The sequence below is a fragment of the Flavobacterium sp. CG_23.5 genome, assembly GCF_017875765.1.
GTDB lineage: Bacteria > Bacteroidota > Bacteroidia > Flavobacteriales > Flavobacteriaceae > Flavobacterium.
On record NZ_JAGGNA010000001.1, the window covers coordinates 733,442 to 746,966 of the forward strand.

The 13,525-nt window shown below is 30.5% G+C and carries 17 protein-coding genes; all 17 read left to right on the forward strand.

Translation table 11 applies throughout. From position 1 onward, the window contains the following. Positions 1-418 precede the first annotated feature (418 nt). Positions 419-1,411 carry a 2-hydroxyacid dehydrogenase gene (locus H4V97_RS02990; protein ID WP_209548861.1) on the forward strand — a complete coding sequence of 331 codons (993 nt, stop codon included), beginning with the start codon at positions 419-421 and terminating at the stop codon, positions 1,409-1,411. Positions 1,412-1,875: 464 nt separating this feature from the next. Further along, positions 1,876-2,211, forward strand: coding sequence for a DUF892 family protein (locus H4V97_RS02995; protein ID WP_209548862.1), 336 nt, complete (start codon positions 1,876-1,878; stop codon positions 2,209-2,211). Positions 2,212-2,242: 31 nt separating this feature from the next. Further along, on the forward strand, positions 2,243-3,625 hold the full coding sequence (locus H4V97_RS03000) for an NAD-dependent succinate-semialdehyde dehydrogenase (RefSeq protein WP_209548863.1): 1,383 nt from the start codon (positions 2,243-2,245) through the stop codon (positions 3,623-3,625). Positions 3,626-3,718: 93 nt separating this feature from the next. Continuing rightward, entirely contained in the window at positions 3,719-4,717 is a 999-nt protein-coding gene (locus H4V97_RS03005; protein WP_209548864.1) for an NADP-dependent oxidoreductase, read from the forward strand. 42 nt (positions 4,718-4,759) lie between these two features. Next, a complete protein-coding gene (locus H4V97_RS03010) occupies positions 4,760-5,233 on the forward strand; it encodes a Dps family protein (protein ID WP_196851020.1) in 474 nt (157 codons plus the stop codon). A 17-nt stretch (positions 5,234-5,250) separates the two neighbouring features. Continuing rightward, a complete protein-coding gene (locus H4V97_RS03015; protein WP_209548865.1) occupies positions 5,251-5,406 on the forward strand; it encodes a hypothetical protein in 156 nt (51 codons plus the stop codon). A 400-nt stretch (positions 5,407-5,806) separates the two neighbouring features. Then, entirely contained in the window at positions 5,807-6,289 is a 483-nt protein-coding gene (locus H4V97_RS03020; protein ID WP_209548866.1) for a low affinity iron permease family protein, read from the forward strand. 485 nt (positions 6,290-6,774) lie between these two features. Further along, positions 6,775-7,158: a hypothetical protein gene (locus H4V97_RS03025; protein WP_196851018.1), complete on the forward strand. Its 384-nt coding sequence runs from the start codon at positions 6,775-6,777 to the stop codon at positions 7,156-7,158. A gap of 64 nt (positions 7,159-7,222) precedes the next feature. Beyond that, positions 7,223-7,441 carry a hypothetical protein gene (locus H4V97_RS03030; protein ID WP_196851017.1) on the forward strand — a complete coding sequence of 73 codons (219 nt, stop codon included), beginning with the start codon at positions 7,223-7,225 and terminating at the stop codon, positions 7,439-7,441. Between the two features lie 143 nt (positions 7,442-7,584). Further along, complete coding sequence (locus H4V97_RS03035; protein ID WP_196851016.1) at positions 7,585-8,055, forward strand: PA2169 family four-helix-bundle protein; 471 nt, start codon at positions 7,585-7,587, stop codon at positions 8,053-8,055. 420 nt (positions 8,056-8,475) lie between these two features. Beyond that, a complete protein-coding gene (locus H4V97_RS03040) occupies positions 8,476-9,234 on the forward strand; it encodes an MlaE family ABC transporter permease (RefSeq protein ID WP_196851015.1) in 759 nt (252 codons plus the stop codon). 2 nt (positions 9,235-9,236) lie between these two features. Continuing rightward, the gene (locus H4V97_RS03045; RefSeq protein WP_245345181.1) at positions 9,237-10,013 is read left to right on the forward strand and encodes an ABC transporter ATP-binding protein; all 777 of its coding nucleotides are present in this window, start codon (positions 9,237-9,239) and stop codon (positions 10,011-10,013) included. Positions 10,014-10,041: 28 nt separating this feature from the next. Then, positions 10,042-10,926 (forward strand): MlaD family protein, encoded by an 885-nt coding sequence (locus H4V97_RS03050; RefSeq protein WP_196851014.1) that lies wholly within the window; start codon positions 10,042-10,044, stop codon positions 10,924-10,926. 63 nt (positions 10,927-10,989) lie between these two features. Next, complete coding sequence (locus tag H4V97_RS03055) at positions 10,990-11,661, forward strand: flavodoxin reductase (RefSeq protein WP_209548867.1); 672 nt, start codon at positions 10,990-10,992, stop codon at positions 11,659-11,661. A gap of 138 nt (positions 11,662-11,799) precedes the next feature. Then, positions 11,800-12,570 (forward strand): DUF4382 domain-containing protein, encoded by a 771-nt coding sequence (locus H4V97_RS03060; protein WP_209548868.1) that lies wholly within the window; start codon positions 11,800-11,802, stop codon positions 12,568-12,570. A gap of 181 nt (positions 12,571-12,751) precedes the next feature. Next, a complete protein-coding gene (locus H4V97_RS03065) occupies positions 12,752-12,961 on the forward strand; it encodes a hypothetical protein (protein WP_209548869.1) in 210 nt (69 codons plus the stop codon). A gap of 45 nt (positions 12,962-13,006) precedes the next feature. Beyond that, entirely contained in the window at positions 13,007-13,429 is a 423-nt protein-coding gene (locus H4V97_RS03070) for a low affinity iron permease family protein (protein ID WP_209548870.1), read from the forward strand. Positions 13,430-13,525 lie beyond the last annotated feature (96 nt).

Sequence of the window (13,525 nt, forward strand, 5' to 3'; positions counted from 1 at the left end):
TTAAAATTTGGACATTCTTCTTGGTAAAATATCGAATAAATCTCTCTGGATTTTTTAAAATTCAGAGGGATTTTATCATTTTATATTATTATTGTTTAATTTAAACCTTTTTCAATTACTTCCGCAATGAATTATAAAGTTTAAAATTTTAATAATAATAATAATAATAATACAATTATTGCAACTGACAGCAATAGTTGGCATAACAAACTTTCTTTTGAAGTCTCCAGTAAAAGAAACCTTCCAATCAATAAAACACTTGAATTTTGAAATTCTTTAAGTAAATTTTACAATATACTTTAGATTAAAAAAACTAATTTAGTGTGTTGGAAATCAGCTTATTAAAATAGTTCTCATAATTCATCCGTCATAATCTTAAAACGACGCTAATCAAAAATACAAATTCTAAAAAATAAATATGAAAATAGCTGTATTCAGTTCAAAACCACATGATCGAGAATTTTTAGATAAATTCAATATGGACCATAAACATGAGTTGATTTATTTTGAAGCTCCGTTAACTGCTGACACCACTAATTTAGCTTTAGGATTTGAAGCTGTTTGCATATTTGTAAATGACAAAATTGATGCTCTGACTATTGACAAATTATCAATAATAGGTGTCAAACTAATTGATTTACGATGCGCAGGTTTTAATAATGTGGATATTGAAGCTGCTAAAATTAAAAATATAAAAGTGACTCGGGTTCCTGCATACTCGCCACAAGCAGTAGCTGAACACGCTATAGCATTAATTCTGACTTTAAACAGGAAAACTCATAAAGTCTATAACAGAGTTCGAGAGAGTAATTTTTCATTGGAAAACCTAATTGGATTCAATCTTTACGGAAAAACGGTCGGAGTAATTGGAACAGGAAAAATTGGAACTGCTTTTTGCCAAATCATGTTGGGATTTGGCTGTAAAGTTCTTGCACATGACGTTTATGAATCGGAAAAATTAAAAGATAAAGGAGTTGAATATAGGACCTTGAATGAAATTTTGAAAAACTCTGATATCATTTCGCTCCACTGTCCATTAAACACAGACACAAAACATCTCTTTAACCGTTTAGCCTTTTCTAAAATAAAAAAAGGAGCTATGCTGATCAATACGAGTCGTGGAGCTTTAATTGAAACCTCTGACGCTATAGCTGCTTTAAAAAATGGACAATTAGGGTATCTGGGAATCGACGTTTATGAGCAAGAAGAAAATCTGTTCTTTAAGGATTTATCAGAAAGTATTATTCAAGATGACTTAATTCAACGATTATTAGCATTTCACAATGTATTAATTACGCCACATCAAGGTTTTTTTACCAAAGAAGCCTTAGATCAAATTGCAATTATAACACTAAAGAATTTCACTGATTTTGAAAAAGGAGCGCCATTAGAAAATGAAGTGAAACTCTAAAAATTAAATTGTTAATCTTTAAAGTCTAAACCATGAAAAAAGCTGTTTTTACTAATAGTTTTGAGAGTAATTGCATTAGTACTTAGTGTCTGTTCCATGGTTATGTTGACCAAGAACCCACTTATGTTGAAGTGGTAAGACCTCTTAGTCCTAGCGCTAATTTTATTTGGATTGAAGGAGGTTTGCTGTGGCATAATAACGAAAGAAGATATAGACAAAGAGAAGATTATTGGGCTAGACCAAATCATATAAACCCTGATAAAAAGGGGTACTTGGAAAAATCACCTCGAGGTTATCATTGGAGAGAATGGAAAAGATAGCGTAAAAAAAGCCTTTTTTAAAAGCACTGTTTTATGCAAATGTGTGAAAGTTGTAAGTCATTCAGGAAATTGTGTAAAGGTTTAAAGGGGAATAAAACGGAAATTTACAATATGCTAAGATTAGCTGTATTAAAAAGAGATCAAATGAAAAGTACCGACACTAGTATTGATAAAAAAGGAAAAGTTCAAGAAGTAAAAGGAAATTCTGATAAAGCAACAACCGAAATAAAACAAGGTTGTCGCAATATTTTTGTAGATGAACTTAAAGAAATATATTTTGCAGAAAAAGCTTTAATGATATCTATTCCCATAATGATTAAAAAAGCTGCGACGAAAGAGTTAGTGACTGCACTTACCATTCATTATAATTTTACAAAAGATCATATCAAGCGTTTAGAAGATATTTTTACTTCAATAGGTGAATCCGACATTGTAACCAAATATGAAGCGATGTATGGAACTTCTAAATCTTTAAAATAAATTTAATGTTAATTTTTAAAAAATAAATATTATGCCAATTCAAACCGTTAATCCGTTTACTAATAAAGTTGTTAAATCATTTGAAGAAATGACTGACAAAACAGTAGATACTCTAATAGCTAAATCTGCAAAGACATTTACAGAATGGAGAGAAACAAGTTATAAACAACGCGCCGATATACTTCATAAAGTTGCCAAATTAATGCGTGAGAAAAAGGAATCCCTTGCCAAAATTATAACCTTGGAAATGGGAAAACTTATTGCTCAAGCAGAAGGTGAAATCGTATTAGGTGCCGATATTTTTGACTATTACGCAGATAATGCTGCTGAATTTTTAGCTGATAAACAATTAGAACCAAAATTAGGAAGCGCTTTGGTTCGTTGCAGTCCGATAGGAGTAATTTTAGGTGTAGAACCTTGGAATTTTCCATTTTACCAAGTAGCCCGTTTTGCAGCTCCAAATATAATGGTGGGTAATACCGTTCTTGTAAAGCATGCCTCACTGGTTCCACAATGTGCTGTGGCGATTGAAGAATTGTTTAATGAAGCTGGTGCTCCAAATGGCGTTTACACGAATCTTTTAATATCTGGAAAACGAGCATCTGCTCTAGTTTCTGATAAAAGAATCAAAGGCGTATCATTGACCGGTAGCGAAGCAGCTGGCGCAAGTATAGCAGCAGAAGCTGGTAAACATTTAAAAAAATCCGTTTTGGAACTAGGTGGTAGTGATGCCTTTATTATCCTTGATGATGCTGATATTGATAAAGCTGTAGAATGGGGAGTTATAGGTCGAATTAATAACAACGGTGAATGTTGTATAGCTTCAAAAAGGTTCATTGCAGTTGAAGCAATTGCGGATGAATTCATTAAAAAATTTAAAGAAAAATTATCCAATTTAGTTGTAGGTGATCCAATGGATTCCAAAACAGAACTTGGACCATTAAGTAGTGAGGACGCCATTGTACATTTATTAGATCAGGTAAAAAGATCAGTTGATGCAGGAGCAAAAGTTTTGATTGGAGGTAAAAGAATGGATAATCCTGGAAATTTTATGGAACCAACCATTTTAACTGATTTAACTCCTGAAATACCTGCCTATTATGAAGAATTATTTGGACCGGTAGCTTCTTTTTATCGTGTTAAAAATGAACAAGAAGCGATTGATTTAGCTAATGACTCTAGCTTTGGTTTGGGTTGTTCCATTTTTACCCAAGACATAGAACGTGGAAAAAGTGTAGCGGATAAAATCGACGCAGGTATGGTATTTATCAATCACCCAACTTGGACACAATCAGATCTACCTTTTGGAGGTACTAAAGGTTCTGGATATGGAAGAGAATTATCAGAATTAGGAATTCAAGAATTTGTCAATAAAAAACTTATTCGCGTAAGTGGTCTTTCAGATCCTCTATAATATACGAATAGAAAGAATTCAAATTATTGGCATTTAACATCAAGGAATTTAGCAAGAGTTGAGTCGCATTCTGTATAAATAAAATAAGAGATTATGAATACAAAACAAATAGTATTAGCATCCAGACCGAAAGGATCCCCTACTCTCGACAATTTCAAGATGGAGAATATTGAGGTTCCTGAAATTCAAAATGGGGAAGTTTTACTGGAAGGAATGTATTATTCAGTTGATCCTTATATGCGTGGTAGAATGAATGATGCCAAATCGTATTCAGCACCTTTTAAGATTGATGAGGCTATTCAAGGGGGTGTCATTGCAAAAGTCTTGGACAGTAAATCAGATAATTTTAAAACAGGCGATATCGTATCAGGAACGCTTCCTTGGAAAGAAAAGTTTACCATTTCGGAAAAAAGTATAAAAAAAATTGACACTTCTATAGCACCGGCTAGTTACTATTTAGGTGTTTTAGGAATGACCGGTTTAACCGCTTATTTTGGTCTAATGCATATATGCAAACCTAAATCTGGAGAAACCGTTGTTATCTCCGGAGCCGCGGGAGCTGTAGGAGTAGTTGTAGGACAAATAGCAAAAATTCAAGGGTGCCGGGTCATAGGAATAGCGGGTTCCGATGAAAAAACCGAATTACTGAAGACTGAATTTGGTTTTGATGAAGCCATCAATTATAAAACCATTAAAAACATAACAAAAGCTATTGCGACCTTATGTCCAGATGGTGTTGATATTTATTTTGATAATGTAGGCGGCGAAATTTCGGATGCCGTTATTGCAAACATAAATTTTCACGCAAGAATTGCTTTGTGTGGGCAAATTTCTTTGTACAATTCTACTGAAATACCTGTAGGACCGCGAATACAACCTATGTTGCTTACCAGAAGCGTATTAATGCAGGGTTTTATCGTAAGTAATTTTCAAAATGAGTTTCCGGAAGGTATTCAGCATCTATCAAAATGGGTAAAAGACGAGAAATTAAAATTTACAGAAACAATCGAAAATGGTTTTGACCAACTACCAAAAGCACTTCTTGGACTTTTCAAAGGAGAAAACATTGGTAAAATGATTGTTAAAGCTTAACGAATATTTAAAATAATAATACTAATAATAATACAACATATTATGAAACCACAAATAGGAATTACAGAAAGTCATTTACAAAAAAGCAACGCTTTTCTTACTTCGATCTTAGCTAATGAAATGACATTATATATCAAATTAAGAAAATTTCATTGGAATATAGCGGGTGAGAATTTCATGGAACTACACAAATTATTTGAAGGACAGTACAAACAATTGGAAGAATCGATTGATGAAATTGCAGAACGCATCAGTAAGCTTGGAGGAAAAACAATTGGTACAATGAAAGAATTTTCAGAAATGACAATTCTTAAGGAATCTCCAAACCATTATCCTTCCCAAAAGGAAATGAAAAAAGAATTATTAGATGATCATGAAACCGTTATTGTTCAATTACGAAAAGATGTGGATCTGTGTGCCGAAGAAAATAAAGATGCAGGAACTGCTGATTTCCTTACCGGTTTAATGGAGCAACATGAAACAATGGCCTGGGTACTTAGACGATATTTGAGTTAATTTAAGATATATTAAAAATGGAAAAATCAGAAAATGAAGCACATTTAGTTTCTCGAAGCTATTGTAAAGTTGGTAAAATAACGCCAAAAACAAATGTTGAAGAAGAAGTTTTAATTTCAGAAAATGAATTTGAAAATGAAACTTCTGAAACATTAAATGAAACTTTTAAGTAGTAAAACACTTAAAAAAGCGCTTTGTTTAATAGTGCTTTTATAAAATGATTTTTTTAAAACAATAATGACAAACTAAAAAGGATATGGTTAAATAGTAAATCGATATGAAGTAAACTGCTTATGCAAATAGCACGGGTGGAATACATTATATTTTAAAATAAAGTTTGGTTAAGTTTATTTTTGGTTTAAGTCGGAAGGGCTGTTGGTAACAACAGCCTTTTTTATTTAAAAAATTTACAGCATTTAAAAATGTAATTTTTCAATTAATTTAATAGTGTGAATGATATAAATTATTGAAAAATTTTTGTAACATTTTAATTTTGAATAACTTTATATTTATATATACAAAATTCGATACTATAAAAATTTTAATAATATCATTTTGAAAACGAAAATCATCATGAAAAAAAAATCAGAAAAAGGTCCTACTGCCCTCGAAAAAATGTCGTCATTAGTTACTAGAGCATCGGGAAGCTCCGCGGCTTTTTTAATAGCCTTGTCAGTAATAATAATCTGGCTTATTACTGGGCCGATTTTTAATTACTCAGATACATGGCAATTAATCATAAACACGGGTACTACAATTATTACTTTTCTAATGGTCTTCCTTATTCAAAGAAGCCAAAATAAAGACTCTATTGCGCTACATTTAAAATTAAACGAACTAATAATTGCCCAAGAGTTTGCAAGCAACAGACTTGTCTCAATTGAAGAAATTGGCGAGGATGACTTGAAAGTCCTTCAGAAATTCTATGACCATCTTGCTTTATTGGCAAAAAAAGACTTGTCAGTCCAAGAATCACATTCAATTAATAGCGCCAATGAACATGATGAAAGAAAAAGCAAACAAGAAAAGAAAATTAAAAACGCAGTCCCAAAATAAATGTAAAACGAAACCCTAGCTTCTTTTAAGACTTATTTTCTCAACAAAATTCGTCAGTTTCGCTTTTGGAATTAGAGATTCTACTTCAAATGAATCCTTGTAAAATAGTCTGCTCGATTTGAAAAACTAATTTACAATCAAACAAATTTTATCGTTTTTATAATTACCTAAATAGAAAATTTGAAACTTTTCTATTTTAAGATTCTTGCGTACAAAATAATTCTGAGCCAAAAAATCACTCCACATAATCAAGATTTATTTTTTAGCAACCAACTTAACTCACCAGTTTAAATTCCAAATATTGTAGTAAATCCATGAAAATTTATTAGCAGAATAAAATTTAAAACATGTGAATTATATAACTTTAGAACAAAGTTATATAACCTTTTTGCGGAATAAATAGCTGAAATTTAACTGATTACTATTTACTTATTAAAAAATATGGATTAGAGTACTACTTTTTCTAAAATTTAAAAAATACCACCATGAAAGCAAAAAAGAAATTAGGTGTTTGGATGAATCATTCTATTGCCCATTTAATGGAACTAAAAACTAAACATTTTGAAATTAAAACTATTGAATCAAAATTTACAGATGAATTAAAATTTGAAGATGTTGTCAAAGGTGAAACTGTATTGCCTAAAAAGCAAAAAAAACAACTCTTAGATTATTACAGAAAACTGAGCGAAGCAATAAAAAATTACGAGCAAGTTATTCTCTTTGGTCCAACTAATGCGAAAATTGAATTTTTTGATGTTTTAAGTGAAGATAGTCGGTTTGTTAAAATAAAATTTGAAATAAAAAACACAGATGAAATGACTGAGAATGAACAACATGATTTTGTTAAAGAATACTTTGCAGCGGTATAACTTTAATCCTTACTCAAACACTGATATTTTAAAATAAATAATAATAATAATAATAATAATACATATGCAATTAAAAAATTTAGGAATAGTACTGTTGATCATAGGAATAGCAATGATGGCCTACACCGGATTCAATTATGTTACCACTGAAAAAGTAGTTGACATAGGTCCAATTCAAGTAAATAAACAAGTAAATCATCCAGTGCAATGGTCTCCAATTATTGGAATCGTTTTAGCAGTAGGAGGTGTTGTTTTGCTTGTAAGCAGCAATAAAAGATCATAAATAGTACATATACCGCAAGAATTTACTTAATCTGTAAATAATATAATTTTTAATAAAAGTTATATAACAAATAAAATTGCAATCATTGTGACATTTGCATCTTGTAATTTGTTTTTTATAACCGTTTAAATACCCAATATTAAATGAATGCAGATAAAACAATTGAAGTATTGAATACATTCATCGAAATTAATAACGATAGAATTGAAGGTTACAAAGTTGCTTCAAAAGGAACCGAAAAATACAGTTTGAAAAGCTTGTTTTTTGAATTTCAACAAACCAGTAGAAAATGCAAATCGGAACTCATTGAAGAAGTTAAAAAATTGGGGGGAATTCCAAAAAAAGAAACTAAGATTAAAAATAAATTTTTAAAATTTTGGTCAGATTTTAAAGTAGCATTTATTTGCAAAGATAGTAAAGACATTATCCATTCATGTGAACGCGTTGAATACAAAGCCGTTAGGTATTACAATGATGTATTACTTCACCATATTAAAGATTTAAATTTCGACCAAGAAATCATGTTAAGAAATCAATATATTTTACTAAATGTTGATAATGATAAAGTTAAAGCTTTGAGAGATGTTTTATCTCAAAATAAATATTTCCGTTAATAACTATATAAAAAATAATTGCGAGTAATAATACATTTAAGTCATGGGAATGCTAAATAATACATCTTCAATTACTAAAATAATTATCTCACTATTAATTTGCGAAGTAATTGGAATTGTTAGACTCATTTATTTAATTTTATTTTGATTTTTATGTAGGCGAAACTATTGCGGCATAGTGAAAGTTGCGAGGGCAATAAAGCAAATTACAATTAACTTTTATTAACTTTAATTATTAGTATTATGTTTGTCAATACACGTTCTTAATTAACATTTCATTTTAAGCTTTACGCAAAGTATTTTAATTTTTAGAAAATCTAATTTATTTTAAAAACATAAATATATAATTTAGAAAAAGAAACAATTCTAAAGAAAATATATCAACAATAACAATTCATTAACCCCAATAAATATACAATTTTGACTATTTATTTAAAGAATATTTTTAACGATCTAGGTAAAGTATCGCTATTTGTAATTCGGTTTTTCAAAGAAGTTTTTAAACCTCCTTATGAATTTAAAGAGTTCATCAAGCAATGTTACACCATTGGATATAAATCCTTACCATTAGTAACCATTACTGGTTTTATCATGGGATTAGTACTTACACTTCAATCAAGGCCCACGTTAGCTAAATTTGGTGCAGAATCTTGGTTGCCAGGAATGGTTGCACTTTCACTGATAAGAGAAATTGCCCCTGTGATTACAGCCTTAATTTGTGCAGGAAAAGTTTCATCCGGTATTGGAGCAGAATTAGGTTCCATGAAAGTGACTGAACAAATTGATGCGATGGAAGTAGCTGCTATTAATCCTTTTAAATACTTAGTAATTACAAGAATTTTGGCCACCACATTGATGGTTCCCCTTCTAGTTATTTATGCCGATGGTATTGGTATGGTTGGTGGATGGATCGGTGTTAATATGCACAGTGATGTAAACGCGCCGCGATATCTCGCTAAAGTATTCGAGTCATTAGCCTTCATAGATATTGTTCCGGCAACAATTAAAACTTTTTTCTTTGGATTTTTTATTGGAATGATTGGTTGTTACAAAGGGTTTACTGCTGCTAACGGTACAGAAAGTGTTGGTAAAGCAGCTAATTCAGCAGTAGTAACTGCTTCCTTGACCATCTTCATTATTGATATGCTGGCAGTACAAATAACTGATTTATTCTTTTAATAATGATACAAGAACAAACATATATGGATACTCCTACTCCACCGGACAAGAAAAATGCCATAATAGAAATCGTCGACTTACATAAATCCTTTGGAAAAAACGATGTCTTAAAAGGAGTTAATTTGACCGTCAATAAAGGGGAAAACTTGGTAGTTTTAGGAAAATCCGGATCTGGAAAATCAATCACTATTAAATGCTTGGTGGGATTAGTTGTTGCAGATAAAGGTGAAATAAAAGTATTTGATACGGATATTACCAAATTGAACAATAATGAACTTAACGAAATAAGAGGTAGAATTGGATTTCTTTTTCAAAATGCTGCTTTGTATGATTCAATGAGCGTAAGAGAGAATCTTGGTTTTACATTAGAACGACATGTACCTAATTTATCTTCAGAAGAATTAGAAACTGAAATAGTGGAAGTATTAGAAAGTGTTGGACTCGCTGAAGCTATAGATAAAATGCCATCTGAATTGTCAGGAGGTATGCGTAAAAGAATTGGATTGGCACGTACACTTATACTCAAACCTGAAATAATATTATATGATGAACCTACAACTGGACTGGATACAATAACTTCAAGGGAAATAAGCGAATTAATACTGGACATTCAGAAAAAAAACAATACTTCTTCCATAATTATTACGCACGATATGGCTTGTGCAAAACATACAGCGGATCGATTGATGATTTTAAAAGATGGTGTAATCCATGCGGAGGGCACATACGAAGAATTAGAAAAAAGTGAGGACGAATGGGTCCGTTCCTTCTTCATTTAAACAGTAAATAATAATAAAAATATAAATTATGAATAAAGAATCTGGGTTCCAATGGAAATTGGGAATGTTTGTTATAATTGGATTAGTCCTTTTTATTGGTACTATCTATTTTATTGGAAAACAAAAAAATATGTTTGGCTCCACTTTTAATTTAAAATCAAACTTTAAAAATGTGAGTGGTCTCCAAGTGGGAAATAATGTGCGTTTTTCGGGAATTAATATTGGTACAGTAAGTGAGATTGAATTAACGACCGATTCATCTGTGGTTGTAGTTTTTTTGCTAAAAGATGAAGTGCGAAAGTATATTAAAACTGATGCTACAGTAAGTATTGGTTCAGATGGATTAATGGGTGATAAAGTTTTGACTATATCCCCTGGAAAATTTTCGAACAAGATTGTGAATGACAATGATGTAATTGCTTCTAGTCAGCCTATAGACATGGATGATCTTATGAAAAGCGTAAAAAAGAGTGTTGATAATGCAGGAATCATAACGGCACAACTTGCCGAATTTTCTGTGAGTATGAACAATAAAAATGGAACATTATCTAGAGTGATGACAGACAATGCATTTGCTAATAATATAACTAATACTATGGCAAATCTGGAAACTAGTTCTAATGAATTTTCCAAATTTACAAGTAAAATGAATAATGGAAAAGGTGCCTTATCCAAATTAGTGACTGATGAAAAGATGGGGAAAATGGTTGATTCAACCATGAATAATATAAAAGTTACTACTAAAAGCTTAACTGAAATTACTGAAGCAGCTAAACATAATTTCTTATTAAGAGGTTACTTTAATAAAAAGAAAAAAGAAGAAGAAAAGAAACAGGAAGAGTTAGATAATCAAGATGAAATGGAAATGAAAAAAGCTATGAAGGCTAGTGAAGATAGCATTCCTAAAAAATAAATTAAATAGAGAAAAAAAAGGATTACCAAAAACGTAGTGTTGAATTTTATAAATAAGACTGTCATGGAAAAATATATAGTAAAAATTAAATCTCTAGTAAATATCACACATGATGTGTTACAAATTGTGACAACAAAACCTGATAATTATAACTTTTCTCCAGGACAAGCTACAGAGATATCTATAAACAAAACAGGCTGGGAAAGTAAAAAAAATCCTTTTACTTTCACTAGTTTGCCAGAAAACGATTATCTCGAGTTTACTATAAAAACCTATCCATCTCACAAAGGCGTAACTAATGAACTTTTAAAATTAAAAGAAAATGATGAGCTAATTCTTCATGAAGTCTTTGGTTACATTACATATAAAGGCGAAGGTATTTTTATCGCTGGAGGAGCCGGAGTAACACCTTTTATTTCTATTTTCAGGCATCTTAAAAAAGTAGACAAAATAGGTCATAACAAACTTATTTTTGCAAATAAAACTAAAGAAGATATAATATTAGAAGACGAATTTAAAAAATTATTAGGCAATAATTTTATCAATATTCTATCTCAAGAAAAACTAGATGGCTATGCAAATGGACAAATCACCGCTGATTTTATAAAAAATTCTAAGGAAGGAAATGATGAAATTTTTTATTTATGCGGACCTCCACCAATGATGGAAGCTATAGAAAGTCAATTAATCTCGTTAAATGTCAAAAAAGAAAATATCGTGAAGGAAAAAATGTAAATTAACATAAAACTCCTTATTCATGTTATTTTCGATGTGTGAATCCTATAACTTAAACCGAAAGTTATATAACATATCCTATTATAGTTGCTATTACCTTTACGCAATACTATAAGGTATTTTATAACTAATAAAAAAATGAAAATGAAAAAAATGAAAATTATTTTTTCTTTCTTAGTTCTTGGAATTGTAATGATTTCATGTAATAATGATGGAAATACAGCAAGTTATCCTTATGCAGTGAAAATGACAGATGCACCAGGACCGTATACTAAAGTAAATATTGACCTACAAGGTGTAGAAGTAACTGGTGATGCGGGACAAACAGTGACATTAAATGTACGTAAGGGGATTTATAACCTGCTTGATTTTTCTAACGGAGCAAGTACACTTATCGCTACAGACTCATTAGAAATTTCTAAAGTACAACAAATTAGACTTATCCTTGGAACCAACAATACGGTAGTGGTTGATAATGTAACTTATCCGTTAAGCACTCCAAGTGCTGAACAATCAGGATTGAAACTTCAAGTCCACCAAACACTTGAACAAGGTATTTTATACAGTGTTCTTCTTGATTTTGATGCTAACAAATCTATTGTTAATACAGGAAATGGTACTTACAAATTGAAACCGGTTATTAGAACAATTGAAACTGCCATAAGTGGAAATATAAAAGGTAAAATTACACCTGCAGGTAGTTTGGCTGTTGTTACGGCAGTGGATATTCTGACAAATTTATCGTATTCAACTAATGTAAATGCAAGTGGAGACTTTTTAGTTATGGGACTTCCTTCTGGGACGTATAGTGTAACAATTACTCCTGTATTACCATTGTTACCTGTGACTAAAACTACTATTGTGGTAACTACAGGTTTAACAACTAATTTAGGAACAATAGCATTTTAAAATTATTTAAAAAAATATTAAAACACTTCATTTATTATTGTAAAAAAGGGAGTGATATTTAAATAATACATACCATTTAAAGTTATAAAAGCATCGTAAATTTTTATGATGCTTTTATGTTTAAAATATGTTTTAATTTATTGTTTAATATTTACATTTAAAAAACAAAAAATCATTTATTATGAAAACAGAAAAAGAACTCGACGAAGCTATTTTGAATATTACATTAAAAATTAATTCGGAATATCCTGAACTATCCAAATACTTGACGGAAATGCCTGTTACAATTCCGGATATTAAAAACCCTGAAATGAACGTTAAAGCATTACAAGAGTATTATGATTCATTGGAGTCTATGGTAAAAAAATATTCTACAAATCATACGGATTGAAAAGATATTTAATTAATTTTACTTTAAAATTAAAGGTCTAAAGACATGGGTAAATTTTATAGTCAACTAGAAGTTCTTTTCGAAAAATTAACTTCCGTAGCAACATCTATATTGGGTAATTCAATCACCTTTATTATTGCTTTCGCCTTAGTATTATATTGGTGGACGAATAGTTTTTTCTCTACTCAAGATAGACATCAAATTATAGGTGATATTATTTTTGGGACTACTTTTTTAAGTTTATTTATTATTCAAAAGTCGTTTAATAAATTTTCAGCTTCATTACATTTAAAAATAAATGAACTGGTTTCGTCTCATGACACAGCTAGAAATGCCGTATTGAATGTCGAAGCAAAAACTGAACGGGAAATTACAGAACTTTCAAAAGAATATAGCGAACTGGCTGATCAAATTATGGAAATGGAGGATGAAATTGATCAGGTTGACGAGAAAATTGAAGAAAAATAGCGCCTTGATTTCCTGTTAATTTAAAAAAAATAAGTGAATGATATAAGTTATTAGTTTAATTGTATAACTCGTTTTATTAGATATTCAACCACCTTT

Bases quoted from the DNA above. Each gene is read 5' to 3' on its own strand.
- H4V97_RS03030 (WP_196851017.1), top strand. From the start codon at position 7,223: ATGCAATTAAAAAATTTAGGAATAGTACTGTTGATCATAGGAATAGCA.
- H4V97_RS03015 (WP_209548865.1), top strand. From the start codon at position 5,251: ATGGAAAAATCAGAAAATGAAGCACATTTAGTTTCTCGAAGCTATTGT.
- H4V97_RS03035 (WP_196851016.1), top strand. From the start codon at position 7,585: ATGAATGCAGATAAAACAATTGAAGTATTGAATACATTCATCGAAATT.
- H4V97_RS03070 (WP_209548870.1), top strand. From the start codon at position 13,007: ATGGGTAAATTTTATAGTCAACTAGAAGTTCTTTTCGAAAAATTAACT.
- H4V97_RS03010 (WP_196851020.1), top strand. From the start codon at position 4,760: ATGAAACCACAAATAGGAATTACAGAAAGTCATTTACAAAAAAGCAAC.
- H4V97_RS02995 (WP_209548862.1), top strand. From the start codon at position 1,876: ATGAAAAGTACCGACACTAGTATTGATAAAAAAGGAAAAGTTCAAGAA.
- H4V97_RS03000 (WP_209548863.1), top strand. From the start codon at position 2,243: ATGCCAATTCAAACCGTTAATCCGTTTACTAATAAAGTTGTTAAATCA.
- H4V97_RS03045 (WP_245345181.1), top strand. From the start codon at position 9,237: ATGATACAAGAACAAACATATATGGATACTCCTACTCCACCGGACAAG.
- H4V97_RS03025 (WP_196851018.1), top strand. From the start codon at position 6,775: ATGAAAGCAAAAAAGAAATTAGGTGTTTGGATGAATCATTCTATTGCC.
- H4V97_RS02990 (WP_209548861.1), top strand. From the start codon at position 419: ATGAAAATAGCTGTATTCAGTTCAAAACCACATGATCGAGAATTTTTA.
- H4V97_RS03060 (WP_209548868.1), top strand. From the start codon at position 11,800: ATGAAAATGAAAAAAATGAAAATTATTTTTTCTTTCTTAGTTCTTGGA.
- H4V97_RS03020 (WP_209548866.1), top strand. From the start codon at position 5,807: ATGAAAAAAAAATCAGAAAAAGGTCCTACTGCCCTCGAAAAAATGTCG.
- H4V97_RS03055 (WP_209548867.1), top strand. From the start codon at position 10,990: ATGGAAAAATATATAGTAAAAATTAAATCTCTAGTAAATATCACACAT.
- H4V97_RS03065 (WP_209548869.1), top strand. From the start codon at position 12,752: ATGAAAACAGAAAAAGAACTCGACGAAGCTATTTTGAATATTACATTA.
- H4V97_RS03050 (WP_196851014.1), top strand. From the start codon at position 10,042: ATGAATAAAGAATCTGGGTTCCAATGGAAATTGGGAATGTTTGTTATA.
- H4V97_RS03005 (WP_209548864.1), top strand. From the start codon at position 3,719: ATGAATACAAAACAAATAGTATTAGCATCCAGACCGAAAGGATCCCCT.